Genomic DNA, 24,610 nt, shown 5'->3' on the forward strand with positions numbered 1-24,610 from the left:
GCCGGCCGTCAGGTGCGGGCGGCTGCGCGGAACCGGAGGGACCGCGCGGCCGCCGCCGGTCAGATCTCGAAGACCTCGCTGACCAGGTTCTGCTGCTGCTCCTGGTGCCGCTTCGCCGAACCCACCGCGGGCGACGACGAGGACGGCCGCGAGACGCGGCGCAGCCGGTCCGCGTTGTCCGGAGCGGCGCCCAGCACCAGGTCGAGGTGGTCGATCAGGTTCAGCGCGATGAACGGCCACGCGCCCTGGTTGGCCGGCTCCTCCTGGGCCCAGACGAACTTCTGCGCCTTGGTGAAGGGCGCCAGCGCCTGCTGGATCTCCGCACCGGGCAGCGGGTAGAGCCGCTCGATCCGGATGATGGCCACGTCGCCGGCACTGCGCTTGTCCCGCTCGGCGATCAGGTCGTAGTAGACCTTGCCGGTGCAGAAGACGACCTTGCGGACCTCTTCCGGCTTCACCGTGGTGTCACCGATCACCGGCTGGAACTGGCCGGTGGTGAAGTCCTCGGCCTTCGACGCCGCCGCCTTCAGCCGCAGCATCGACTTCGGGGTGAAGACGATCAGCGGCTTGTGGTGCGGGTTGTGCACCTGCCAGCGCAGCAGGTGGAAGTAGTTCGCCGGGGTGGTCGGGAACGCGACGGTCATGTTGTTCTGCGCGCACAGCTGGAGGTAGCGCTCGATCCGGGCCGAGGAGTGGTCCGGGCCCTGGCCCTCGTAGCCGTGCGGCAGCAGCAGCGTGACGCCGGAGGTCTGGCCCCACTTCTGCTCGGCCGCCGAGATGTACTCATCGATGATCGAGGAGGCGCCGTTGGCGAAGTCGCCGAACTGGGCCTCCCACATCACCAGCGACTCCGGGCGGGCCAGCGAGTAGCCGTACTCGAAGCCCATCGCGGCGTACTCGCTGAGCAGCGAGTCGTACACGTTGTAGCGGGCCTGGTCCTCCGACAGGTACAGCAGCGGGGTGTAGTCCTCGCCGGTCACCCGGTCGATGAGCACCGCGTGCCGCTGGCCGAAGGTGCCGCGCCGGGAGTCCTGGCCGGCCAGCCGGACCGGGGTGCCCTCCAGCAGCAGCGAGCCGATCGCCAGCGTCTCGCCCATGCCCCAGTCGATGGTGCCGTCCTCGACCATGGCCGCCCGGCGCTGCAGCTGCGGCAGCAGCCGCGGGTGCACCGTGACGTGGTCGGGGATGTTCACCTGGGACTCGGCGATCCGCTTGACGACCTCGCTGGAGACCGCGGTCGGCACCGCGACCGGGAACTCGGCCTGGTTGTCCTGGCTCGGGCTCTCCGGCGGCGCGGCGACGGCCTCGCGCACCTCGGTGAAGACCTTCTCCAGCTGGCCCTGGTAGTCCTGAAGCGCCTGCTCGGCCTCTTCCAGGGTGATGTCGCCACGGCCGATCAGCGACTCGGTGTAGAGCTTGCGCACCGAGCGCTTCTTGTCGATCAGGTCGTACATCAGCGGCTGGGTGAAGGCCGGGTTGTCGGACTCGTTGTGGCCGCGGCGGCGGTAGCAGATCAGGTCGATCACGACGTCCTTGTTGAACGCCTGCCGGAACTCGAAGGCCAGCCGCGCCACGCGGACCACGGCCTCCGGGTCGTCGCCGTTGACGTGGAAGATCGGCGCCTCGATCATCCGGGCCACGTCGGTGCTGTACATCGACGAGCGCGCGGACTCCGGGGCGGCGGTGAAGCCGACCTGGTTGTTGATCACCACGTGCACGGTGCCGCCGGTGCGGTAGCCGCGCAGCTGCGACATGTTGAGCGTCTCGGCCACCACGCCCTGGCCGGCGAAGGCCGCGTCGCCGTGCAGCGCGACCGGCAGCACCGTGAAGTCGGTGCCGGCCTTGTTGATGACGTCCTGCTTGGCGCGGGCGATGCCCTCGATGACCGGGTCGACGGTCTCCAGGTGCGAGGGGTTCGCGGCGAGCGAGACGTTGATCTGCTCGCCGTCCAGGCCGGTGAAGTTGCCCTCGGCGCCCAGGTGGTACTTCACGTCGCCGGAGCCGTGCATCGACTTCGGGTCGAGGTTGCCCTCGAACTCGCGGAAGATCTGCGCGTACGACTTGCCGACGATGTTCGCCAGGACGTTCAGCCGGCCGCGGTGGGCCATGCCGATGATGACCTCGTCCAGCCGGGACTCGGCGGCCGCGTCCAGCACCGCGTCCAGCAGCGGGATGACCGACTCGCCGCCCTCCAGCGAGAACCGCTTCTGGCCGACGTACTTGGTCTGCAGGAACGTCTCGAACGCCTCGGCGGCGTTCAGCCGGCGCAGGATGCGCAGCTGCTCCTCGCGCTCGGGCTTGGCGTGCGGGCGCTCGATCCGGTCCTGGATCCACTTGCGCTGCTTGGGGTCCTGGATGTGCATGTACTCGACGCCGACGGTCCGGCAGTACGAGTCGCGCAGCACGCCGAGGATGTCGCGCAGCTTCATCAGGGACTTGCCGGCGAAGCCGCCGACCGCGAACTCCCGCTCCAGGTCCCACAGGGTCAGCCCGTGCTCCAGGACGTCCAGGTCCGGGTGCTTGCGCTGGCGGTACTCCAGCGGGTCGGTGTCGGCCATCACGTGGCCGCGCACCCGGTAGGAGTGGATCAGCTCGAAGACCCGGGCGGCCTTGGTGACGTCGTCGTCGTGCGCGGTGTCGATGTCGGTGCGCCACCGCACCGGCTCGTACGGGATGCGCAGCGCGGCGAAGATGTCGTCGAAGAAGTCGTTCTCGCCGAGCAGCAGCTGGCTCATGATCCGCAGGAACTCGCCGGAGGCGGCGCCCTGGATCACCCGGTGGTCGTAGGTGCTGGTCAGCGTCATGACCTTGGAGATGCCCAGCTTGTTCAGGGTGTCCTGCGAGGTGCCCTGGAACTCGGCCGGGTAGTCCATGGAGCCGACGCCGAGGATCATCGACTGGCCGGGCATCAGACGCGGCACCGAGTGCACGGTGCCCAGCCCGCCGGGGTTGGTCAGCGACGCGGTGACGCCGGAGAAGTCGTCCATGGTGAGCTTGCCCGAGCGGGCCCGGCGCACGATGTCCTCGTACGCCTGCCAGAACTCGAAGAAGTTCAGCGTCTCGGCCTTCTTGATGGCCGCGACCACGAGCTGGCGGTCACCGTTCGGCTTCACCAGGTCGATGGCCAGGCCCAGGTTGACGTGCTCGGGCTTGACCAGCGTCGGCTTGCCGTCCTTCAGCGCGAAGGAGTGGTTCATCGCCGGCATCGTCTTCAGCGCCTGCACCATGGCGTAGCCGATGAGGTGGGTGAAGGAGACCTTCCCGCCCCGGGCCCGCTTGAGGTGGTTGTTGATGACGATGCGGTTGTCGAAGAGCAGCTTCACCGGGATCGCCCGCACCGAGGTGGCGGTGGGCAGCTCCAGGGAGGCGTTCATGTTCTTCGCCACGGCGGCGGCCGGGCCGCGCAGCGGCACGTACTCCGTCTCGGCGGCGGCGGGCGCCGCGGCCGGGGCGGCGGCGGGCTTGGCCGCGGGGGCCGGCGCCGCGGGCTGCGCCGCGGGAGCGGGCTGAGCCGGGGCGGGAGCCTGCGCGGCCGGCTTGGCGGCGGCCGGGGCCGGCGGGGCCGGAGCGGCGGGCGCGGCGGGGGTCGCCGGCGCGGTCGGAGCCGCCGGAGCCGGGGCAGGCGCCGCGGCGGCCTGCGGGCCGGCAGGCGCGGAAGGAGGCGTGGAACCGGGCACGCCCGCGCTGGCGCGGGCGGCGGCGCCCGAGGCACCGCCCTGGCCCGCGGGAGCGGCCGGAGCGGCGGAGCCGTCCGGCTTGTAGTCGGCGAAGAAGTCCCACCAGGCTCGGTCTACCGAGTTCGGGTCCTGGAGGTACTGCTGGTAGATCTCGTCCACGAGCCACTCATTCGGGCCGAAACCCGCTGCGGGGCCCTCGCCCTGCGCTTCGTGGTCGGTGGAGACACTAGAGCTATTGGGGGACTGTGGCGACACGGCGGCAACCGCCCTCTTCCGCTTCACAAGATGGTGGACAGCGGGAATAAAGGCTACGCCTACCTGACCCGTTCACGCAGTTTAGGGGGCCAGTCGTCGCGCAAGTCACACCCGAAGACTGGTTTCGGGACGGATCGTGGCGGGAAAGTGGTCCCTCTTGTGGGTTCGCCGGGCCAGTGGTCTATGCCATCCGCCCGGTCTGCGGCGGCGTCGCACGTCACCGCCATGCCGCCGCGTCAACGCGGCTGCGGCGGCATCCCCGGGAGGGTGACGTGGATGCGGCAGCCACGCGGGGATTCGGCCACCTCGATCCGGCCACCGTGCAGATCCACCGCCCAGCGGGCGATCGCCAGGCCGAGACCGGTGCCGCCGTCCGTGCCCGGATGTGAGCCCCGGTGGAAGCGGTCGAAGACCCGGACCCGGTCCGCCTCGGGGATGCCCGGGCCCTCGTCGCGCACCTCCAGGTCCAGGCTGCCCGGCGCCGACCCGCCGCGGGCCCGCACGGTGACCCGGCCGCCGGGCGGGCTGTGCTTCATCGCGTTGTCCACCAGGTTCGCCACCACCTGGTGCAGCCGCTCCCCGTCGGCGTACGCCACCAGCTCCGGCGGCGACACGTCCAGGTGCAGCGGCACGTCCGCGCGGGCCCGGGTGAGGGTGCCGCCGGCCTTGCCGCGGTCGGCGCCCAGGCTGGCGGTCTTCAGCACCGCCGACAGGTACGGCCACACCTCGAACCGCTTGGCGTCCAGCCGCACCGCCCCGCTGTCCAGCCGGGACAGGTCGAGCAGCTGGCTGACCAGCTTGCCCAGCCGCTCGGTCTGCTGCAGGGCCAGCCGCATGGTCTCCGGGTCGGCGGCCGAGACGCCGTCCACCACGTTCTCCAGCACCGCGCGCAGCGCCGCGATCGGCGTCCGCAGCTCATGTGAGACATTCGCCACCAGCTCCTTGCGGTGCCGGTCCACTGCGGCCAGGTCGGCGGCCATCCGGTTGAAGGTCTCGGCGAGCTCGCCCACCTCGTCGCGGCGCACCCGGGCCACCCGGCGGGTGTAGTCGCCGCCCGCCATCGCCCGCGCCACCGCGGTCATCTCGCGCAGCGGCGCGGTCAGGTTGGTGGCGACGATCTGCGTGATCAGCAGCGAGGCGATGATCGAGAAGATCGTGATCACCCGGATCTCGGTCCGCGAGTGGATCGCCAGCGTCACCAGCAGCGTGGTGATCATCACGGAGGCGATCACCAGCGCCTGCAGCGCCGCCTTGATCGAGCGGGTCGGGTCCCAGGGCCGCAGCGCCTCCCACAACTGCCGCAGCCACCCGCGGACCACCTGCCGGCCGCGCAGCACGACCGCCGGCACCCTGCCCCGGGCCGGTCCCGAGCCGCGCAGGGCCCGCGCCGGGTTCCGGGTGCGCGCAGGGTCCCCGGTGGGCCCCTGGCTCATGGCGCCGGGTTCTCCAGCGCGTAGCCCACGCCGTGCACGGTACGAATCCGCTCGGCGCCGATCTTGCGGCGCAGCGCCTTGACGTGGCTGTCCACGGTGCGGGTGCCGGACGCGTCGGTCCAGTCCCACACCTCGGCGAGCAACTGCTCGCGGGAGAGCACCGCCCGTGGCTGGTGGGCCAGGCACACCAGCAACTCGAACTCGGTCGGGGTCAGGTGCACGTCGCTGCCGCCGACCCGGACCCGGCGCTGGGTGTGGTCGATCTCCAGGTCGCCCAGGTGGATGCTGGCGCCCCGGACGGTGGAGGCCGCGTCGGCGGCCCGCTCCACCCGGCGCAGCAGGACGTGCACCCGCGCGGCCAGTTCGCGCATGGAGAACGGTTTGGTCATGTAGTCGTCGGCGCCGACGCCGAGGCCGACCAGCATGTCCGTCTCGTCGTCGCGCGCGGTGAGCATCAGCACCGGAACGGGCCGGTCGGCCTGCACCCGCCGGCAGACCTCCAGCCCGTCGTACCCGGGGAGCATCACGTCGAGCACCAGCAGGTCGGGTTGCCAGGCGTGGGCCGCGTCGACCGCGGACGGCCCGTCGCCCGCGGTGCGGACCTGGAACCCCTCGGCCTGGAGGCGGGCCGCGATGGCCTGAACTATCGTCTGGTCGTCCTCGACCACCAGAACCCGGCGCTGCGCGCCTGTTGTCTGTGCGCTGTCCACTTCCGCTTCCGCCCCACAAGCTCGTCCGTTACCGGCAGCGTACGGGGCGGGCCGCTGCCCTGACTATGACGCCTTCACGCCTTGACGGCTACATGCACCACATCGGGCACGCCACGCGCGACCGGAACCTCAAGGCTGCGCACCCCGGTGTACCCCGCCCCCTTGAGTGCGGTCTCGAAGGCGGCCGAGGGCTGCGCGGACCACACGGCCAGGACACCGCCGGGGCTGAGCAGCTCCCGGCAGTCGTCGAGGCCGCTGGGACTGTAGAGACTGCCGTTGTTGTCGGTGACTGTCCAGTCCGGGCCGTTGTCGATGTCCAGACAGAGCGCGTCGTAGCCGCCGGCGGGCGGGCGCGCGCCCGCGCCGGCGGGCTCCGTACCGGACCGCTCGCCGGGCGCCGTCCGCAGGTAGGCCGGCAGGTCCGCGGTGATCAGCCGCACCCGCGGGTCGTCCAGCGCGCCGTCGGTGTGCGCCGCGAAGTGGCCGGCCCGGTGCCAGTCGATCACCGCCTGCTCCCGCTCGACCACGTCGATCCGCGCCCAGCGCGGTTGGCCGGCGGCCTGGGCCAGCGAGAAGCCGACGCCGAGCCCGCCGATCAGCACGCTCGGCCGGTCCCGGCCGGCCGGCAGCGCGTCCAGCGCCACGTCGACCAGCAGCCGCTCCGAGCGGCCGTCGGAGGTGTCCATCAGGAAGGTGCCGTTGGCGATGATCTCCAGGTGCGCGCCGCGCCGGCGCAGCACCGCCTCCCCGTACGGGCCGTCGCGCCGGTCCAGCACGACCGGTCCTTCGCCGGTCAGGAGGCCGGGACCAGGGGTCGGGAAGCGCGGGTCACGCGTGTTCAAAGCCGCCATGACCCCATTTTGACGGACCCGCGGCAAACCCATGGCCGGACGTCGGCCGCCGCGCCATCGGGCGTTCAACTCCCGTACCGGAGGACTTCCGTTGTTCTGTGCCCGCAGATGGTCCGGGCCCCTGGGGCGCGGCGTAGGTTCCGGCCATGTCGCCCATTCTGAACAGCCCGATGGCCAAGCGGCTCCTGCGCCCTGCCACGACGCTCGTCGACCAGCGCGTCCAGCGCCCCGTCTCCCGGCTGCGCAAGGAACTGGACGCCCTGCGGCGGGAGGTGAAGGAGCTGGAGCAACTGCGCCGGCAGGTCGGCGAGCTGCGCGGCCAGGAGTACGCGGTCGGGCTGCTCTTCGACCGCACCGGCCGCAGCGGCCCCCGGCTGCCCACCGCGGCGCAGATCGACACGCTGGTGGCCGAGGTGGCGAAGGTCAGCGGGACCGACCCGAAGGCAGCCCGGCGCAACGTGACGGTCGCGTTCCGCAACGTGATCGCGCTGGAGGCGCTGGCGGTGGGCCGGCTCGCCGGCTCCACCCAGAACGTCTGCGGCAAGCTCGCCACGGTGCCGCTGCTCGACCCGCCCAACGCGGAGGTGCTGGAGATCGGCACGCTGTACGGGCTCTTCTCGGCGACGATGCTGCGGATGCTGCACCGCGCGGGGATAGAGCCCGAGCTGACGATCGTGGACCCGCTGGTCGGTACGCAGCTCCAGCCGGGCGGGCTGGAGGGCCTCGACCCCACGGGTACGCCGGTCCGGCTTGACGTGGTCCGGGCGAACCTGGCGCTCGGGGGGAAGGCGGGTGAGCGGGCCCGGGTGCAGGTCGGCTTCTCCGGCGACCCCGACGTGCGGGCGGCGGTCTCCGACCGCGAGTACGGCGTGATCGTCATCGACGGGGACCACTCCGCGCAGGGCGTCACCGAGGACCTCGAGTGGGCCGAGACCATCGCGGCCCCGGGCGCGGTCGTGGTCCTCGACGACTACGGCGACAACAAGTGGGCCGGCGTCCAGGAGGGCGCGGACGCCTACCTCGCCGGCTCCACCCGTTTCGACCTGGTCGGACGCGTTTCCACCTCGGCGTTTCTGCGGGCGCGGGACTGACCCACCGGGGTGCCCCGTCCTGTCGGTTCCGGGACCACCCGCCGGTGTTGGGCTTGTCGCGCCGTTCTCCCCCAGAGCTTCGCCTGGGAGGTACCCCCACGCGCCCCTGTGTTCGTGACGGCTCTTCCGCGAAAAGAGCGTTGTCGCAGGCTCGGGGGGCACGGGGGTGCCCCCGGAGAAGCCGCACCAATTCCAGGGGCGCGGGGAACTGCGCGACCAGCCCACCACCGGCCGCGAGGTCCCGGAGCCGACGGGAACCCCCCTCCCGGGGGGCGCGGGGTGCCCTGATCGCTCAGGGCGAACGTGGGGCCGGGAACACGGGCGGAGCCCTTTGCATTGAGTCAGGTGTACTCAACTTGCTTGCAAAGGGAGCGATCATGGCGTTTGAGCCGAAGAGTTCCAACCTCACCCTCCCCGTACTGCCGCTCGACGGCGAGGTCGTGCTGCCCGGCATGGTCGTACCGCTCGACCTGACGGACAGCGAAGTGCGGGCCGCGGTGGAGGCCGCCCAGGCGGCCCACACCGGGGACGCGCCGGGCAAACCCCGCGTGCTCCTGGTGCCGAGGGTCGATGGGAATTACGCGGCCGTGGGCACCCTCGGGACGGTCGAGCAGGTCGGGCGGCTGTCCGACGGCGACCCCGGCGCGGTGATCAAGGGCCGCTCGCGGGTGCGGATCGGCGCGGGTACGACCGGACCGGGTGCGGCCTTGTGGGTGGAGGGCACCGTGGTGGAGGAGCCCGCGCCGCAGGGGGCGCCCGGCACCGTGGCCGAGCTGATGAAGGAGTACAAGGCGCTCGCCACCAGCTGGCTGCGCAAGCGCGGCGCCTGGCAGGTGGTCGACCGCGTGCAGCAGATCGACGACGCCGGGCAGCTCGCCGACAACTCCGGCTACTCCCCGTTCCTGAGCGTGGAGCAGCGCGTGGAGCTGCTGGAGACCGCCGACCCGGTGGCCCGGCTGAAGCTCGCCACGCAGTGGCTGCGCGACCACCTCGCCGAGCAGGACGTCGCCGAGACGATCCGCAAGGACGTCCAGGAGGGCATGGAGAAGCAGCAGCGCGAGTTCCTGCTCCGCCAGCAACTGGAGGCGGTCCGCAAGGAGCTGGCCGAGCTGAACGGCGACCCCGACAACGAGACGGACGACTACCGGGTCCGGGTGGAGTCCGCCGACCTGCCCGAGAAGGTCCGCGAGGCCGCCCTGAAGGAGGTCGAGAAGCTGGAGCGCTCCTCGGACGCCTCCCCGGAGGGCTCGTGGATCAGGACCTGGCTGGACACCGTTCTCGAACTGCCGTGGAACACCACCACCGAGGACACCTACGACGTCGCGGGCGCACGGGCCGTGCTGGACGCGGACCACTCCGGCCTCGACGACGTGAAGGAGCGGATCACCGAGTACCTGGCGGTCCGCAAGCGCCGGGCCGACCGCGGTCTCGGCGTGGTCGGCGGCCGTCGCGGCGGCGCGGTCCTGGCGCTGGTCGGGCCGCCCGGGGTCGGAAAGACCTCGCTCGGCGAGTCCGTGGCCCGCGCGATGGGCCGCGAGTTCGTCCGGGTGGCGCTCGGCGGCGTCCGCGACGAGGCCGAGATCCGCGGCCACCGCAGGACGTACGTGGGCGCGCTGCCCGGCCGGATCGTGCGCGCGATCAAGGAGGCCGGGTCGATGAACCCGGTGGTGCTGCTCGACGAGGTCGACAAGGTCGGCTCGGACTACCGGGGCGACCCGGCGGCCGCGCTGCTCGAAGTTCTCGACCCGGCGCAGAACCACACCTTCCGCGACCACTACCTGGAGGTCGAACTCGACCTGTCCGACGTGGTGTTCCTGGCCACCGCCAACGTGCTGGAGGCCATCCCCGAGCCGCTGCTGGACCGGATGGAGCTGGTCCGGCTCGACGGCTACACCGAGGACGAGAAGGTCGTCATCGCCCGCGACCACCTGCTGCCCCGCCAGCTGGAGCGCGCGGGCCTGGCGGCCGACGAGGTGAGCCTGGACGAGGACGCGCTGCGCCGGCTGGCCAGCGAGTACACCCGCGAGGCGGGCGTGCGGAACCTGGAGCGGACCGTGGCGCGCCTGCTGCGGAAGATCGCCGCGCAGCACGAACTGGGCGACCGGGAACTGCCGTTCGCGGTCGGCCCGGGCGACCTGCGGGCCCTGATCGGCCGGCCGCACCACGTGCCCGAGGCCGCGCAGGACCCGGAGGAGCGGCGCACCGCCGTACCGGGCGTGGCCACCGGCCTCGCGGTCACCGGCGCGGGCGGCGACGTGCTCTACATCGAGGCGTCGCTGGCCGACCCGGAGACCGGCGGGTCCGGGCTCCAGCTCACCGGCCAGCTCGGTGACGTGATGAAGGAGTCCGCGCAGATCGCGCTCTCCTTCCTGCGCTCGCGCGGCGCGGAACTGGAGCTGCCGGTCGGCGACCTCAAGGACCGCGGCGTCCACCTGCACGTGCCGGCCGGCGCCGTGCCCAAGGACGGCCCGAGCGCGGGTGTCACCATGACCACCGCCCTCGCGTCCCTGCTGTCCGGCCGCCGGGTGCGTACCGACGTCGCCATGACCGGTGAGGTGTCCCTGACCGGCCGGGTGCTGCCCATCGGCGGGGTCAAGCAGAAGCTGCTGGCCGCGCACCGCGCCGGGATCACCACCGTGGTGATTCCCAAGCGCAACGAGGCCGACCTCGACGACGTCCCCGCGGAGATCCTCGGCGTGCTCGATGTCCACCCGGTCAGCGACGTCCGCCAGGTGCTGGCGCTGGCCTTGGAGCCGGCGGAGGCGGACACCCCCGCCGAGGAGGTCCCGATCGCCGCGTGACCACCTCCCGGTGGTGGGTTGGGCCCCGCCGCCGCGGTTGCTCGCCGTTCCCGGCCGCAGGCCGGTGGCCTGCCGAGCGCGCGGTTCCCCTCGCCCCTGTTGGTGCGGCTCCCTCCTCGCGGAGGGAGCCGCACCTGTCACGGGGCGCGTGGGGTACCTCCCCGCTAGCCGTTCGCGAGAGCCTGGAGCCCGGAGATCGGGCCGTTGAAGTAGTCCTGGTCACCGGGGAACGTGCCGGAGTCGGCGTGCTGCCAGAACGTGTAGAAGCCGTAGCCGCCCGGCAGGGTCCCCGCGCTGGAGGAGTACTTGGCGATCCAGAACGGGCTGGTGGTCGCGAACCCGCTGTTGTTGCCGGTGCAGGTCGACCACCAGTCGTAGGTCGAGTAGATGACCGGGTAGACGCCTTCCTTGGCGTGGTACTCGTTGGCGAACGCGTGAATCCAGCTCACCATGCTGGCCTGGCTGAGGCCGTAGCAGGTGGCGCCGTAGGGGTTGTACTCGATGTCCAGCGCGCCCGGCAGGGTCTTGCCGTCGGCCGACCAGCCGCCGCCGTGCGCGATGAAGTAGTCCGCCTGCGTCGCGCCGCCGGATGTGTCCGGCGTGGCGAAGTGGTACGACCCGCGGATCATGCCGACGTTGTAGGAACCGTTGTACTGCTGGGCGAAGTCGGGGTTCGTGTACGAGGTGCTCTCGGTCGCCTTGATGTACGCGAACTTGCCGCCGTTCGCCCACGCGGTCGCCCAGTTGACGCTGCCCTGGTAGGCGGAGACGTCCATGCCGGGGGTCTGGGTCACCATCGGGGAGACGGTGCCGGACGTGGCCGAGCCGTGCGCGCTGGAGCCCTCGTGCGCCGCGACGGTCGAGCCCATCCAGTCCAGTTCCGGGTGGGTGAGGTGGCCGGCGCTCGGACCGGTGCCGGTCGCGGTCGCCGCATGGGCTGCGCCGGGAGCGGTGAACGCCAGGGTGAGGAGGGAGACGATCAGGCCGGCGAGAACCGCGAGCCGGGTTCTGGCCGAGCCGTTGCCGTGCACGACGGAGAAGACTCCGTGGGACATGCGTGCCTCCAGGAGGGGCAGGTGGGGGACTCGCATGACCATGGTGTGGTCATGACAGAACTGACGGTACGTTGGGCGCTACGCGCGTGGAAAGAGGGACCGGTAACCGCCGTTGGTCTACGCCTGCGAAATACTTGACGTGCTGCGGAAACCACCGTCTGTGAAGAAAACTTTCAGCCGTTGAAAGCGGGGCCCCTGTGACCCAAGCGAACCGCGCCGCGTGCGATGCCGGCGGCACGGGCGGAACGGAGCCGCCCGGCGACGGCGTGGCGGGCGCGCTGGAGCGCGAGTTGACCGTGCTCTTCCGCCGGGCCAGGGCCGCCTCCGGCGACCTGGCCCGCGCGGTGCACCCCGGCCTGGAAGCCGCGGCCTACGGCATCCTGGTCCGGCTGGACGAGGTCGAGCCCGAGCGGGCCACCGACCTGGCGGCGTACTTCGGCGTCGGCAAGGCCACCATGAGCCGGCAGTTGCGCGCGATGGAGGAACTGGGGCTGGTCGCCCGCGAACCCGACCCCGCCGACGGCCGCGCCTACCTGATGCGGCTGACCGGCGAGGGCCGGGAGCGGTTCGCCCGGGTGCGGCGGCTGCGCCGCGAGCGCTACCTCGGGCAGCTCGCCGCCTGGGACCCCAGCGACGTGGCCGAACTCGCCCGCCTCCTGCACCGCCTCAACGCCACGCAGTCCGGGTAGCGCGCGGGCCGGTCGCCCCCCGGGCGGCACCGACCGGCCCGCCCCGCCGGGGGCGGCTGTGGGTTCTCGCCCGGGACGCGGATGCGGGCCTCGCTCGTACGTGGTTGCGGGTTCTCGCCCGGGACGCGGCTGCGGACCCCCGCTCGTACGCGGCTGCGGGCCCCCACCCGATGCGGCTGCGGGTCCTCGCCCGGGATGTGGCTGCGGACCCCCGCTCGTACGTGGCTGCGGGCCCCCGCCCGTACCCGGCTACAGCTCGATCAGTACGGCTGTCGCGTCGTCATGCTGCTTGCCGGGCGGCGGCTGCTCGGTCTCCAGCGCGCGCACCCGGGCGAACAGCCGCTCCGGGCCCGCCTTGCGCAGCAGCGCGAAGGTGCCCGCCCAGTCGTCCACGGCGTAGTACTCCACCGCGCGGGTGGCGCCGTCGGTGAGCGCGGCCAGCGCGGTGACGTCCGCGCGCGGCAGCCGGCCGGTCACGGCGCGGGTCGCCGCCGACGGGTCGGCCGCGGCCGTGAAGAAGCCGCCCTCCTGGTTCCGCAGCGGCCCGACCCGCACCCCGGTCGCCCGCAGCCGGTCGATCCGGTCGTCCAGCACCGCCGTCACCACCCCGGCGGTGTCCTCGACCAGCAGCACCGAGTCGGACAGCACCAGGTACTCCACGTCCGCCTCGTCCCAGCGGGCGACGACCACCGTGGCCTGCGGCGTCAGCGGGTGAGAAAGATCACAAGTGCCGCGGTGCGCCTCGGCGGTCCGCGCGATCGCGTCGGCCAGGCAGTCCGCCAGCTCCGACTCCCGCCGCGCCAGGGCCAGTTCGAGCAGCGCGCCGCCCAGCCGGGCGGTGAACCAGGGCACCGAGTGCACGCAGCCCCCGTTGTCCGGCGGCGGCGTCACCCCGTCCAGCACCACCACCACGCCGCCGGCGCCGGACGCCGGAAGCGCCACCGCCGCGAAGTCCTCGTTGGGCACGCCCGTCGTCCCGGGCTCGGTCGCCGTCTCGATCCGCATGGGGCCAGTCTCGCAGCCGGTTGGTCCGTACCACCGCGACGCGCTGCTGTGCGCGGGCATCCTGCCAAAGCGGAACGGTGTGTGCCAGCGGCGACGGGTGCCGGGCGGAGGGTGCCACCCGTACCGGACTTGTCGGTCAACTCACCTGTGCGATTCACTCGTTCGGGTGTCCGGGGAGGGGACGCCTGGCCCCCGAACCCGCTGGCCTGCGAGGGTCTGAGGGATTCTGCACGTATCCCGGGGACGATCCCGGGCCCCCGCGACTCGTGATTGCGAGCACCGACAGTGCGTGAACGACGTCTCCGACGGCGCGAACGGCGGGTCAGGCAGCGCATGCTCGCCGCCCTGCTGGTCTGCGCGGCCATCGTCCTGGCCGCGGCCGCGCCCGGGGTCGCCCTCGCCGTGGGAGACCTGTCGGCCGCCCAGGACGCCATCGGCGACGCCCGACTCGCCGTCCGCGCGACCGCGTTGGCCGCCGACCTCGCCGACGAGCGGGACGACCTCGCGGTGTCCGTCGCGGCCGGGCAGCCCGCCACCCCGACCGCCGACCAGCAGCGCACCGACCGCCAGGTCGCCGACGTCACCGGCGGCGGCCGCCTCTCCGCCGACCTGCGCACCGCGCTCGCCACGCTGCCCGCCGTCCGCAAGTCCGCCCGCGCCGCCTCCTCCGCGCCGGCCGCCGTCGCCGCCTACCAGCCGCTGGTCGACGCGGTCGGGCGCGCCGCGGGACCGGTCACCGCGCCGCTCGGCCGGGCCACCGCGGCCGCCGCCGTGCAGCGCGGCCTGCTCGTGGCCGGACTGACCGCCGGCGGCGACCAGCACGGCCTGGTCGCCGACGCGCAGGCCGCCCGGCTCCAGGAGCAGGCCGCCCTCGCCGAGTTCCACGCGACCGCGCCCGCCGGGGTCCGTACCGACTACGACCAGACCGTCACCGGCGCCGACACCGCCGAGGCCGACCGCGACCTGAACCAGCTGCTGGGCGGCGGCGAACTCACCTCTGCCGACCGCGACTTGGGCGCCAAGAAGGTCGGTACCGCGCTCGCCGCCCGGCTCTCGCTGATGCGCGGCGTCGAGTCCTCGGCCGCCACCGACGAGGCCGCCATCGCCGCCTCGCACCGCGACCACGAGGTCACCGTCCTCGAACTGCGCGCCGCGCTGGCCGCGTTGTGCCTGATCCTGCTGCTCGCCGTGCTGGTCACCCTCTTCCGCACGCTCACCCGCCCGCTCGCCGCCCTGCACCGCTGGTCCCGGGCGGACCCGGAGAGCGGCCAGGGTGCCGAGGTGATCGGCGCCGACGAGTTCGCCGCCGTCGCCCGCCGGATCAACGCCCTCACCCACGAGGCCCAGGCGCTGCGCACCCGCGCCGGCGAACTCGCCGCCGAGCGCTCCGAGTCCGCCGCCGCCCACACCGCGCTGGCCGCCGAGCACCAAGCGGCGCTGGTGGCCCGCGCCGAACTCGCCCGCACCCGGGACGACCTGATGCGCTCCCGCGAGGAGATCGCCGAGCGCCTCAACCGGGCGACCGCGCGCAACGCCGTACAGGTCGTCCACGTCAACCTCTCGCTGCGCACCCTCGGCCTGATCGAGCGCCAACTCACCCTGATCGAGGGCATGGAGGAGCACGAGCAGGACCCGGAGCGGCTCGCGACGCTGTTCCGCCTCGACCACCTCGCCACCCGGATGCGCCGCAACAGCGAGAACCTGCTGGTGCTCACCGGGACCGAGCACAGCCACGGCGCCGCCGCCCGCCCGGTCCCGCTGATCGACGTGGCCCGCGCGGCCCTCTCCGAGGTCGAGCGGTACGAACGCGTCCGCATCCTGCCCATGCCCGAGGCGGACGTGGCCGGCCGCGCGGCCGACGACGTCAGCCACCTCATCGCCGAACTGCTCGACAACGCCGCCGCGTTCTCCGCGCCCACCGCCGAAGTCCGGCTCAACGGCTGGGTGATGGAGAGCGGCGAGGTGATGGTCGCGGTCGAGGACTCGGGCATCGGGGTGCCCCCGGAGCGGATCGACGAGCTCAACGCGTTGCTGGTCGACCCCGACCCGGCGCCGCCGAGCGCGGCGGCCGGCCTCGGCCTCTATGTGGTGGCCAGGCTCGCCCACCGGCACGGCGTCCGGGTCCAGTTGCGCCCGCACGCGAACGGCGGCACCACGGCCGTCGCGGTGCTGCCGCGGCTGCTGGTGCCCACGGTCGACCCGCTCGCCCGGGTGCTGCCCGGCCAGCGCGGGGCGTCGCCCGAGCCGGGGTACGGCGCGGTGCCGGACGCGGACGCGGGATACGGCGCGGGGCTCGGCGGGGATTACGGCGCGGAGTACGACGCTGTGCCCGGTGGGGAGTTCGATGCCGGGCTCAGCGCGGAGCACGGCGCGGGCGGCGGGATTCCCGTGCCCGCACTGCCGTCGGAGGACCGGCCGCCGGTCGAACAGCCCTTCGTGGAGGCGCACTTCGCCGAGCAGGGCACGCAGCACGCGCAGCCCGAGCAGCCCGCACCGCTCGCACCGCCCGTGGCGTCCGCACCGCCCGAGCCGTCCTCGGCGGAGCAGCCGGCGGGCGGGCTCCCGCCCCTCGCCCGGCGGGTCCGCCAGCAACCGGCGCCCGACCACCCCGTGCCCGGGCAGCAGACCGCCGAACCGGCCCTGCCGCAGGCGCCGTTGCCCGAGCGGCGACCGCCCGCGCAGACGCCCGCCGCCTTCTCGCTGCCCGGGCAGCAGACCACCGACGGCCCCGGGCCCGACCTCGGCGACCCCCCGGCCGAGCCGCGGGTCCGGGTCGAACGTCTGCGCGTCCCACCTGCGCGGATGTCCTCGACGGGGTTGCCGGACATGCAAGTGCAGCCGCTTACGGCTGAACCCGCGGCCGCTCCCGAGCCCCCGCTCGCGCCCCGGCCGGCCGCCGAACCCCCGGCCGGGAGCGCACCCGGGGCCGTACCGCCGGGCGGCGCCGTACCGCCCGGGGGGCACGTACTGTCGGTCGAGCACGCGCGTGCCGAGTACGCGCCGCGGCATGCCGCCACCGCGCCCCCGCCGCCTCTGGACCCCGGGGCGGACGGGCCCGACGGGACGCTGCCGCGCCGGGTGCGGAAAGCCAGCGGGATACGGGCCGCCGCGCAGGACGGCAGGCGCCGCACCGAGCCGTTGGACGCGGAAGGGCTGCGCCGCAAGCTGGCCGGGTTGCAGCGCGGTCTGCGGGACGGCCGCAGGGACGCCGAGTTGGAGACACGAGGGGCCACGGAGACAACGGCGGCACGGCCCGCCACGGCAACCAGTCCGGGAGACACCGTCGAGGAGGCGACCCGTTGAACGCGGTCCGCACGCAATTCAGCACCACCAGCTCCACCAGTACCCACGGCACCGGCGCCCACTCGGGCACCGGCGTCCACTCCGACGCACTGAGCCACGATGCCCGCAACCTCCAGTGGCTGCTGGCGAACTTCGTCGACGAGGTGCCCGGCGTCCGCTCGGTCGCCGTCGTCTCCTCCGACGGTCTGCTGCTGCTCAGCTCGGAGCCCGACCCGGTCGCGCCCCGGCAGGCGGCCGGGCCGACCCGGATCTCCGACGTCCGGATGGACCTGGCCGCGGTGGTGTCCGGGCTGGCCTCGCTCACCATGGGCGCGGCCCGCCTCATGGACGGCGGCAAGGTGCGGCAGACCACCGTCGCGATGGAGGACGGCATGCTGTTCGTGATGTCCATCAGCGACGGCTCGCTGCTGGGCGTGCACGCCGGCGCCGAGTGCGACCTGAGCGTCATCGCCTACCACATGGCCCTGTTCGTCGGCCGGGCCGGCCACGTGCTGACCCCGTCGCTGCGCGGCGAGTTGCGGCAGGCGATGGAGGGCGGCCGGTGATCCGACCGGCCGGCCCGTCCGGCCCGCCCACCGCCCCGCCGACGGCCTCCCCGGGCACCGCGGCGCGGCAGCGCGAGGGCGACCGCCGCACCTCCCGCGTGCGGCCGTACGCGCTCACCGGCGGCCGTACGCGTTCCGAGCATCTGCTGCTGGTCGAGACTTTCGTGGCTACGATCGAGCATCCGGACGAACAGCCCGCCCTCACGAGGGGCGACTGGGCGGAGCGGGTGATGCCCGAACTGCGGGCGATCGTCGAACTGTGCCGCGCGCTGCGGTCGGTGGCGGAGATCTCCGCACTGCTGCGGATACCGCTCGGTGTCGTCCGGGTCCTGATCAGCGACCTGGCCGACCAGGGAAGAATTCGCGTGTACGGCACCGGGTACGGTCCCGGTGGACCCGATCGCGCGCTGCTCGAAAGGGTGCTCAGTGGACTTCGCAGGCTTTGACCAGCAGGAGGGCTTGCGGGACTGGCAGACCACGCGCGACCGCGCACCGGTCTCCACGAAGATCGTCGTCGCCGGCGGTTTCGGCGTGGGCAAGACCACGTTCGTGGGCTCCGTCTCGGAGATCACCCCGCTGACCACCGAGTCGGTCATGACCCAGGCCAGCGAGGCGCTGGACGACCTGGCGGCCACTCCGGAGAAGACCACCACGACGGTCGCGATGGACTTCGGCCGGATCACGCTCGACCGGGACCTGGTGCTCTACGTCTTCGGCACGCCGGGCCAGCAGCGGTTCTGGTTCATGTGGGACGACCTGGTACGCGGCGCGATAGGAGCGGTGGTGCTCGCCGACACCCGGCGGCTGGCGGACTGCTTCCCCGCGCTGGACTACTTCGAGAGCACCGGTCTGCCCTACACCGTGGCGGTCAACCAGTTCGAGGGCACCGCGGCCTACGGGCCCGACGACGTGCGCGACGCGCTGGCCGTGCCGCACCACATCCCGGTCCTGGTCATCGACGCCCGCGAGCGGCGCTCCGTGGTCGACGCGCTGCTCGCGCTGGTCACGCACGCGATGGCCGAGCAGCCGCTGTGACCTGACGCCGCGGAGGCCCGGACGGCGGGTCAGGACCGCGAGCCCGGACGGCGGGTCAGGACCGCGAGCCCGGACGGCGGGTCCGGCGGGGCGGGCCCGGGCGGCAGGCCCGGACCCTGTGGCCGCGCGGCCCGGGCCGGTAGGTTGCCGTGCGGGCGGGTACGGGTGTGTGCACGTCAGTCGGACAGCGAAGAAGCGAGCGAGTCGCCATGCGCAGCATTCTCATCGTCGGAGCCGGTCAGGCCGGGCTCCAACTCGCCCTGGGCCTACAGGCGCGGGGCTACCGCGTGACCGTCATGACCAACCGCACCGCGGACGAGATACGCACCGGCCGGGTGATGTCCACGCAGTGCATGTTCGCCGGCTCGCTGGCCCACGAGCACGACCTCGATATCGACTTCTGGCGTCAACAGGCCCCTGACGTCGCCGGGTTGGGCGTCTCGGTGACCGCTCCCGACGGCACCCGCGCGATCGACTGGCTCGGCCGGCTCGACGGCACCGCCCAGTCGGTGGACCAGCGGGTGAAGATGTCCGGCTGGCTGGAGACGTTCGCCGAGCGCGGCGGCAAGGTGGTCGTGCACGGCGCCGCCGTCTCCGACCTGGACTACTTCGCCCGCGCCTACGACCTGGTGCTGGTCGCCGCGGGCAAGGGCGAGCTGGTGTCGATGTTCGGCCGGGACGCGGACCGCTCGCCGTACGACGCCCCGCAGCGCGCGCTCGCGGTCGCCTACGTGCACGGCCTCGGACCCCGGCCGGAGCACCCCGAGGTGCGGGCGGTGCGCTGCAACCTGGTGCCGGGCATCGGCGAGTTCTTCGTGATCCCCGCGCTGACCACCTCCGGGCCCTGCGACATCCTCTTCTGGGAGGCCCTCCCGGGCGGTCCCGCGGACGTCTTCGCCGGCGTCAAGGACCCTGCGGAGCACCTGCGGCTCACCCTTGACCTGATGCGGCGCTACGTCCCGTGGGAGCACGCCCGCGCCGGCGGCGTCGAACTCACCGACGCCGGCGGCACCCTGTCCGGCCGCTTCGCCCCGACCGTGCGCCGCCCGATCGGCGAACTTCCCTCCGGCGCGCTCACGTTGGGCGTCGCCGACGTCGTGGTCGCCAACGACCCGGTCACCGGCCAGGGTTCCAACAACGCGTCCCGGTGCGCGGCGATCTACCTGGAGCGGATCACCGCGCATGGGGACCGCCCGTTCGACCGCGCCTGGATGCAGGCCACCTTCGACCGGTACTGGGAGGCGGCGGCGCCGGTCACCAAGTGGACCAACGCGATGCTGGCGCCGCCCCCCGAGCACGTCCTCGGCCTGATCGGCGCGGCCGGTGAACTCCAGCCCGTCGCCGACCGGTTCGCCAACGGCTTCGACAACCCGGCCGACTTCGAGGAGTGGTTCTACGATCCGGAGCTCGCGCAGGGCTACCTCGCGCGGGTCGGCACGTCGGCAGCGGCGGGCGGACCCGCCGAACAGGGCTGAGCCGGCGGCTACTTCGCCGACTTGCCGCCGTCCGAGGAGTCCTTGCCGGAGCCGTCGACGGTCCCCTTCGCCGGGGGCTTCGCGGAGCCCTCGCCCGAGGACGTGGCTGAGCCCTTCCCCGAACTCTTCGCCGAGGACTCCTTCGAAGACGTCTTCGAAGACGTCTTCGAGGGCTTCTTCGACGGCTTCGCCGGGGCCTTCGTCTCCGCGGCGATCGGCAGCGGCTGCTCCGCGTTCTTCGGGATGGACCTCGGCTGGTAGCCGCTCACGGGCTGCTCGCCGAGGTCGGGCCGGACCGCGCCGAGGATCGGGTTGGCCGCGATCGGCGAGACCTTGACGTACGACCCGGGGCGCGGCGCCTGGATGACCAGGCCGTCGCCGATGTACAGCGCCACATGCGAGGCGCCCTTGAAGTAGATCACCAGGTCACCCGGGCGCAGCAGGGCCAGCGGCACGTGCGGCAACTGCGCCCACTGCTGCTCGCTGGTGCGCGGGATGACGGTGCCCGCGTGCGCCCACGCCTGCGAGGTGAGCCCCGAGCAGTCGAACGAGTCCGGCCCCTGCGCCCCCCACACGTACGGCTTGCCGAGCTGGTCGAAGGCGTACCCGATGGCCCGGTCACCGGCCTGCGAGGGCGCCCGCAGCGCGGGGTCGCCGCCCAGCGCCTTGGAGTCCATCAGCTCCCGCTGGGCCTTGTCGGTGTCCTCCTGCTCCAGCTTCTGCAGTTCGGCGATCTGCACCCCGGTCAGCCCGGCGAGCATCTGCTCGACCTGCTTGAGGTGCGCCTGTACGTCCTTCTGCTTCGTCCCGGCGACGGTCTGCGCCTGCTCGGCGGTGTCGAGTGCCTTCTGCGCCTGCGTGTTGAGCGTCTTCAGCTTCGCCTCGCCGGAGGTGAGCTGCCCGAGCACGCTCCGCTGCTGCTGCGCCATCTGCCCCAGGACGTGCCGCTGCCCGAAGAAGTCCTGCGGGGTCTGCCCGCTGAGCAGCGACAGATACGGCGACACGCCGCCGTTGCGGTACATCTGAGTGGCCATCAGCCCGAGCTGGGCCCGGCTGTCGGCGACCGCGGACTTCTGGTCCGCGAGCTGCTTGTCGATCTTCCGGGCCGCCGTGCGCTTCTGGTCGGCGGTCTCCTTGGCCTGGTTGTACGCCTCGGTGGCCGTCTCGGTCTGCTGGTAGTACGTCTGGAGCTGGGTCAGGAGCGTGGAAAGCGGCACCTGCCCGGCCGGCGGGTCGTGCGGCTGGGCGGCGGCCTGCTGGGCGGCGGGCAGCGACAGCGCCGCGGCGGCGAGCAGCGTGCCGCACACCACGGCCGAGCGGAACCACGAGCTGGGCTGACGGGCCACTGACATTCCCTCATCTCCCCATGACCGGCGGGTAACAAGCAGCGCCAGTAGCCAATCATGGATTGTCATATCTTCGACAGAGGTACGGGCCGAATCTCCGCGGAACGGTCACCCGCACGGCCGAGGATTCGACGCGGAGCCATCCGCGGGTCACCCGTCGTCCACCCGCCATCATCCGTCATCTCCGGCCCGGCAGGGGACTGCCCGCGACCCTGTGAGCAGGGGTCGCGGGCAGCCGTGCCGTCCCGGGGGCAGCTCCGGGGCGGCGGCTCGCCCCCCAGGCCAGGCGGGTCCTGTCAGCCGGGACCCGGCTCAGCCGAAGTAGCTGTCGAAGTTGTGCGAGAACGCCCAGCCGCTGTAGCCGTCCCAGTTGATCGACCAGGTCATCAGGCCGCGCAGCCCAGGCCAGGAGCCGTGGGTGGTGTACGAGCCGCAGTTCGTCTTCTTCGTCAGGCAGTCGAGCGCCTGGTCCACCTGATCGGGTGACGTGTAGCCGTTCCCCGCGTTGACGGACGCGGGCAGGCCGATGCCGACCTGCGAGGGGGCGAGCGCCGGGAACATGTTCGAGGTGTTGCCCGCCACCGGGAAGCCGGCGAGCAGCATGTCCGTCATGGCAATGTGGAAGTCCGCGCCGCCCATGGTGTGGTACTGGTTGTCCAGGCCCATGATCGGCCCGGAGTTGTAGTCCTGGACGGTGAGCAGGGTCAGGTCGTCGCGCAGCGCGTAGATCACCGGCAGGTACGCCCCGCAGCGCGGGTCCTGGCCGCCGAACGGACCCGTGCCGTAGTACTGGTAGCCCATCTGCACGAAGAACGTCTCCGGCGCCATGGTCAGCACGAAGCCGCTGCCGTACTTCGCCTTGAGCGACTTGATCGCCGCGATCAGGTTGACGATGGCCGGGGTGGTCGGGTTCTTGAAGTCGGTGTCGCCGGTGTTGAGCGAGAGCGACTGGTTCTCGAAGTCGATGTCGACGCCGTCCAGTCCCCACTGGTCGATGATCGAGCTCACCGAGGAGACGAACGCGTCGCGCGCGGCGGTGGTGGTGAGCTGGACCTCGCCGTTGGCGCCGCCGATGGACAGCAGCACCTTCTTGCCCGCGGCCTGCTTCGCCTTGATCGCGGCCTTGAAGTCCGCGTCGGACTCCACCGACGGGCACTCGCTGACCGAGCAGCGGGTGAAGTGGATGGTCCCGGAGGTGGGGGAGTCGGTCTCGCCGAAGGCGAGGTCGATGATGTTCCAGTCGTCGGGGACGTCGGCGAGCTTGGTGTAGCCGGAGCCGTTGGCGAACGTCTCGTGCAGGTAGCCGACCAGCGCGTGGGTGGGCAGGTCGCCGGAGGGCGGGGAGGTCGGCGGCGTGGTCGGGGGAGTCGTCGGCGGGGTGGTGGGCGGTGTCGTCGGGGGCGTGGTGGTGCCGCTGCCCGGGCCCTGGAGCGAGATGTCGTCGGCGAGGTACGAGGGCTCGCCGTACCAGCCGTGCACGTAGACCTTCGCGGTGGTCTGCGTCGCGCCGGTGGTGAAGGACACGCTCAACGGGGCGTAGCCGGCGCCGGTGCTCGCGGTCCAGGTGGAGGTGCCGCCGTCCACCCCGAGGTAGACGTAGGAGCCGTCGACCTGGGCGGACAGCGTGTAGGCGGTGTTCGGGGCGACGGTGACGGTCTGGGCGCACTGGCCGGTGGCGGAGGCGGACGGCGTGCCCTTCAGGGCGTAACTGCCGCTGTGCGCCTGCCCGGTGACGGCCTGGGCGCCCGCGTCGCAGGTCCAGCCGGACAGGGTGCCGGACTCGAAGTCGCCGTTGGTCAGGAACTCCCCGGCGCTGGCGGACGGGGCGAGGGCGACCATGCCGCCGACGGCGAGCGCGCCGGCGAGGGCGGTCGCGGCGGCGGCGAGGGCGCGCCTGCGGGTGGGGGAGCCGGTGCGCACGGTGGGCCCGTGCGGATCGGGTGCGGTGGCGGTGGGCATGGGGGGATGCTCCTTCGGCGAGGAGTGCTCATGTCACCGGGTAGCAAACAGGTCCAGACCAATTCCGTCAATGGTCCGGACCAACATTCGCCGCCGCGGGCACCCCGAACCCGCCACCACGGCACGGCACTTCCCCCCGCCGGCCCTCACCGCCGCTTCGACCACGGCCACTTGGGCCGGTTCGGATGCGGACTTCCCTCCGGGTCGTACACGAACACCCACCGGCTGCCACGGCCCTCGCCGCGCTCCCGGTGGTACACGTACACCTTCTCCGGGCCGCCCTCAGGAGCGGGCACGGGCACCCGGTAGTCCAGCGGGGGCTGCCCGGTCATCCCCACCATGACCTCCAGCACCCGACCGTCCAGCGGCCCACCGACGAACTCGGTCTTCTCGTGTCGCACGGCCCCACACTCCCACGACCACCGGCGGACCCACGACAGGCAACGCAGGTCGTTACGACCTGGGACGCGATGGCGAGCGGATCGGGTCGTTAGGCTGCCGGGTATGAGCAGCAGCGCGGTGCCCGCCTACCGCCGGATGAGCGTGGAGCAACGCCGCGAGCAGCTGCTCGCGGCGGCGCTCGACCTCTTCGGGCACCGCCGCCCCGAGGACGTCTCGGTCGAGGACGTCGCCGCGGCCGCGGGCGTCTCCCGCCCGCTCGTCTACCGCTACTTCCCCGGCGGCAAGCAGCAGCTCTACGAGGCCGCCGTCCTCGGCGCCGCCGACGAACTCATCGGCCGCTTCGGCGTCCCCGCCGAAGGCCCGCCCACCCAGCGCCTCGCCGACGCCCTCGACCGCTACCTCGCCTACGTCGACGAACACGACGCCGCCTACGGCGCCCTCCTGCGCGGCGGCAGCGTCGTGGGCACCAGCCGCACCGACGCCATCGTCGACGGCGTACGCCGCCGCGCCGCCGAACAGGTCCTCCTCCACCTCGGCGTCACCGAACCCGGCATCCGCCTGTCCATGATGGTCCGCTCCTGGATCGCCTCCGTCGAAGCCGTGTCCCTGCTCTGGCTCGACAACGGCAAACAACCCCCACTCCCCGAACTCCGCGGCTGGCTGGTCGACCACTTCACCGCCCTCCTCGTCGCCACCGCCGTCACCGAACCGGAAGCAGCCCAGGCAGCCGCCCTCGCCCTCTCCCAAGAAACCCCCACCAGCCCAGGCCACCAACTCCTCACCCGAGTCACCACCCTCTTCACCCCCTGACCCCCACCCCCAAGGCCCCCCACCCGCAGCCCGCAAGGCACCCCACCCCAGCGGTCACGGCCCCCCACCCGAGCCGGCACGGCACCCCCCCCACCCGCAGCCCGCAGGGCACCCCCCACCCCAGCGGTCACGGCACCCCCCACCCGCAACCCGCAAGGCACCCCACCC

The 24,610-nt window shown here is 72.8% G+C and carries 18 protein-coding genes; 9 read left to right on the forward strand and 9 right to left on the reverse strand.

Going from position 1 to position 24,610, the window contains the following annotated elements:
- Nucleotides 1-59: 59 nt before the first annotated feature.
- The 4 genes from AB0399_RS35035 to AB0399_RS35050 all read right to left on the reverse strand — a co-directional run bounded on the left by AB0399_RS35035 (nucleotide 60) and on the right by AB0399_RS35050 (nucleotide 6,926).
- Nucleotides 60-3,932, reverse strand: coding sequence for a multifunctional oxoglutarate decarboxylase/oxoglutarate dehydrogenase thiamine pyrophosphate-binding subunit/dihydrolipoyllysine-residue succinyltransferase subunit (locus tag AB0399_RS35035; RefSeq protein ID WP_366414040.1), 3,873 nt, complete (start codon nucleotides 3,930-3,932; stop codon nucleotides 60-62).
- Between the two features lie 236 nt (nucleotides 3,933-4,168).
- Entirely contained in the window at nucleotides 4,169-5,365 is a 1,197-nt protein-coding gene (locus AB0399_RS35040) for an ATP-binding protein (protein ID WP_366414041.1), read from the reverse strand.
- Nucleotides 5,362-6,075 carry a response regulator transcription factor gene (locus AB0399_RS35045; RefSeq protein ID WP_329364884.1) on the reverse strand — a complete coding sequence of 238 codons (714 nt, stop codon included), beginning with the start codon at nucleotides 6,073-6,075 and terminating at the stop codon, nucleotides 5,362-5,364. Before AB0399_RS35045 ends, AB0399_RS35040 begins: the two co-directional genes overlap by 4 nt.
- A 74-nt stretch (nucleotides 6,076-6,149) precedes the next feature.
- Nucleotides 6,150-6,926, reverse strand: a complete 777-nt coding sequence (locus AB0399_RS35050; protein ID WP_366414042.1) for a spermidine synthase — start codon at nucleotides 6,924-6,926, stop codon at nucleotides 6,150-6,152.
- A gap of 146 nt (nucleotides 6,927-7,072) precedes the next feature.
- Between AB0399_RS35050 and AB0399_RS35055 the strand changes: the two genes are divergently transcribed.
- Together AB0399_RS35055 and lon are read left to right on the forward strand one after the other, a co-directional pair.
- Nucleotides 7,073-8,017: a class I SAM-dependent methyltransferase gene (locus AB0399_RS35055; protein WP_329364880.1), complete on the forward strand. Its 945-nt coding sequence runs from the start codon at nucleotides 7,073-7,075 to the stop codon at nucleotides 8,015-8,017.
- Nucleotides 8,018-8,394: 377 nt separating this feature from the next.
- On the forward strand, nucleotides 8,395-10,818 hold the full coding sequence (gene lon, locus AB0399_RS35060) for an endopeptidase La (protein WP_366414043.1): 2,424 nt from the start codon (nucleotides 8,395-8,397) through the stop codon (nucleotides 10,816-10,818).
- Nucleotides 10,819-10,982: 164 nt separating this feature from the next.
- On the opposite strand, the gene AB0399_RS35065 is transcribed toward lon, so the two are convergent.
- Nucleotides 10,983-11,873, reverse strand: a complete 891-nt coding sequence (locus tag AB0399_RS35065) for a lysozyme (RefSeq protein ID WP_329364876.1) — start codon at nucleotides 11,871-11,873, stop codon at nucleotides 10,983-10,985.
- A gap of 266 nt (nucleotides 11,874-12,139) precedes the next feature.
- Between AB0399_RS35065 and AB0399_RS35070 the strand changes: the two genes are divergently transcribed.
- Nucleotides 12,140-12,562: a MarR family transcriptional regulator gene (locus tag AB0399_RS35070; protein ID WP_366414048.1), complete on the forward strand. Its 423-nt coding sequence runs from the start codon at nucleotides 12,140-12,142 to the stop codon at nucleotides 12,560-12,562.
- Nucleotides 12,563-12,811: 249 nt separating this feature from the next.
- Here the strand turns inward: AB0399_RS35070 and AB0399_RS35075 are convergent, their stop codons facing one another.
- Nucleotides 12,812-13,567: a protein phosphatase 2C domain-containing protein gene (locus AB0399_RS35075; RefSeq protein WP_329364874.1), complete on the reverse strand. Its 756-nt coding sequence runs from the start codon at nucleotides 13,565-13,567 to the stop codon at nucleotides 12,812-12,814.
- A gap of 333 nt (nucleotides 13,568-13,900) precedes the next feature.
- On the opposite strand from AB0399_RS35075, the gene AB0399_RS35080 reads away from it, so the two are divergent.
- From AB0399_RS35080 to AB0399_RS35100, 5 genes are all read left to right on the forward strand, one after another.
- Nucleotides 13,901-16,870 (forward strand): nitrate- and nitrite sensing domain-containing protein, encoded by a 2,970-nt coding sequence (locus AB0399_RS35080; protein ID WP_366414044.1) that lies wholly within the window; start codon nucleotides 13,901-13,903, stop codon nucleotides 16,868-16,870.
- A gap of 89 nt (nucleotides 16,871-16,959) precedes the next feature.
- Nucleotides 16,960-17,415 carry a roadblock/LC7 domain-containing protein gene (locus AB0399_RS35085; protein WP_329373914.1) on the forward strand — a complete coding sequence of 152 codons (456 nt, stop codon included), beginning with the start codon at nucleotides 16,960-16,962 and terminating at the stop codon, nucleotides 17,413-17,415.
- Between the two features lie 98 nt (nucleotides 17,416-17,513).
- Nucleotides 17,514-17,861: a DUF742 domain-containing protein gene (locus AB0399_RS35090; protein WP_329373912.1), complete on the forward strand. Its 348-nt coding sequence runs from the start codon at nucleotides 17,514-17,516 to the stop codon at nucleotides 17,859-17,861.
- The gene (locus tag AB0399_RS35095; RefSeq protein WP_328469194.1) at nucleotides 17,842-18,450 is read left to right on the forward strand and encodes an ATP/GTP-binding protein; all 609 of its coding nucleotides are present in this window, start codon (nucleotides 17,842-17,844) and stop codon (nucleotides 18,448-18,450) included. Before AB0399_RS35090 ends, AB0399_RS35095 begins: the two co-directional genes overlap by 20 nt.
- Before the next feature lie 209 nt (nucleotides 18,451-18,659).
- Nucleotides 18,660-19,925 carry a styrene monooxygenase/indole monooxygenase family protein gene (locus AB0399_RS35100; RefSeq protein ID WP_366414045.1) on the forward strand — a complete coding sequence of 422 codons (1,266 nt, stop codon included), beginning with the start codon at nucleotides 18,660-18,662 and terminating at the stop codon, nucleotides 19,923-19,925.
- Nucleotides 19,926-19,933: 8 nt separating this feature from the next.
- Here AB0399_RS35100 and AB0399_RS35105 read toward each other — a convergent pair whose 3' ends face one another.
- The 3 genes from AB0399_RS35105 to AB0399_RS35115 form a co-directional block, all read right to left on the reverse strand.
- Nucleotides 19,934-21,277, reverse strand: a complete 1,344-nt coding sequence (locus tag AB0399_RS35105; RefSeq protein ID WP_366414046.1) for an NlpC/P60 family protein — start codon at nucleotides 21,275-21,277, stop codon at nucleotides 19,934-19,936.
- 306 nt (nucleotides 21,278-21,583) lie between these two features.
- Nucleotides 21,584-23,110 carry a glycosyl hydrolase family 18 protein gene (locus AB0399_RS35110; RefSeq protein ID WP_366414049.1) on the reverse strand — a complete coding sequence of 509 codons (1,527 nt, stop codon included), beginning with the start codon at nucleotides 23,108-23,110 and terminating at the stop codon, nucleotides 21,584-21,586.
- Between the two features lie 266 nt (nucleotides 23,111-23,376).
- Nucleotides 23,377-23,631 carry a hypothetical protein gene (locus AB0399_RS35115; RefSeq protein WP_366414047.1) on the reverse strand — a complete coding sequence of 85 codons (255 nt, stop codon included), beginning with the start codon at nucleotides 23,629-23,631 and terminating at the stop codon, nucleotides 23,377-23,379.
- 103 nt (nucleotides 23,632-23,734) lie between these two features.
- On the opposite strand from AB0399_RS35115, the gene AB0399_RS35120 reads away from it, so the two are divergent.
- Nucleotides 23,735-24,442: a TetR/AcrR family transcriptional regulator gene (locus tag AB0399_RS35120; RefSeq protein WP_329364866.1), complete on the forward strand. Its 708-nt coding sequence runs from the start codon at nucleotides 23,735-23,737 to the stop codon at nucleotides 24,440-24,442.
- Nucleotides 24,443-24,610: the final 168 nt, after the last annotated feature.

It is taken from the genome of Streptomyces sp. NPDC088194 (assembly GCF_040702025.1).
In the GTDB taxonomy this organism is placed as follows: Bacteria; Actinomycetota; Actinomycetes; order Streptomycetales; family Streptomycetaceae; genus Actinacidiphila.

Coding starts and splice junctions, on each gene's coding strand:
- AB0399_RS35100 (WP_366414045.1), top strand. CDS start 18,660: ATGCGCAGCATTCTCATCGTCGGAGCCGGTCAGGCCGGGCTCCAACTC.
- AB0399_RS35040 (WP_366414041.1), bottom strand. CDS start 5,365: ATGAGCCAGGGGCCCACCGGGGACCCTGCGCGCACCCGGAACCCGGCG.
- AB0399_RS35105 (WP_366414046.1), bottom strand. CDS start 21,277: ATGTCAGTGGCCCGTCAGCCCAGCTCGTGGTTCCGCTCGGCCGTGGTG.
- AB0399_RS35065 (WP_329364876.1), bottom strand. CDS start 11,873: ATGTCCCACGGAGTCTTCTCCGTCGTGCACGGCAACGGCTCGGCCAGA.
- AB0399_RS35110 (WP_366414049.1), bottom strand. CDS start 23,110: ATGGTCGCCCTCGCCCCGTCCGCCAGCGCCGGGGAGTTCCTGACCAAC.
- AB0399_RS35050 (WP_366414042.1), bottom strand. CDS start 6,926: ATGGCGGCTTTGAACACGCGTGACCCGCGCTTCCCGACCCCTGGTCCC.
- AB0399_RS35080 (WP_366414044.1), top strand. CDS start 13,901: ATGCTCGCCGCCCTGCTGGTCTGCGCGGCCATCGTCCTGGCCGCGGCC.
- AB0399_RS35055 (WP_329364880.1), top strand. CDS start 7,073: ATGTCGCCCATTCTGAACAGCCCGATGGCCAAGCGGCTCCTGCGCCCT.
- lon (WP_366414043.1), top strand. CDS start 8,395: ATGGCGTTTGAGCCGAAGAGTTCCAACCTCACCCTCCCCGTACTGCCG.
- AB0399_RS35120 (WP_329364866.1), top strand. CDS start 23,735: ATGAGCAGCAGCGCGGTGCCCGCCTACCGCCGGATGAGCGTGGAGCAA.
- AB0399_RS35075 (WP_329364874.1), bottom strand. CDS start 13,567: ATGCGGATCGAGACGGCGACCGAGCCCGGGACGACGGGCGTGCCCAAC.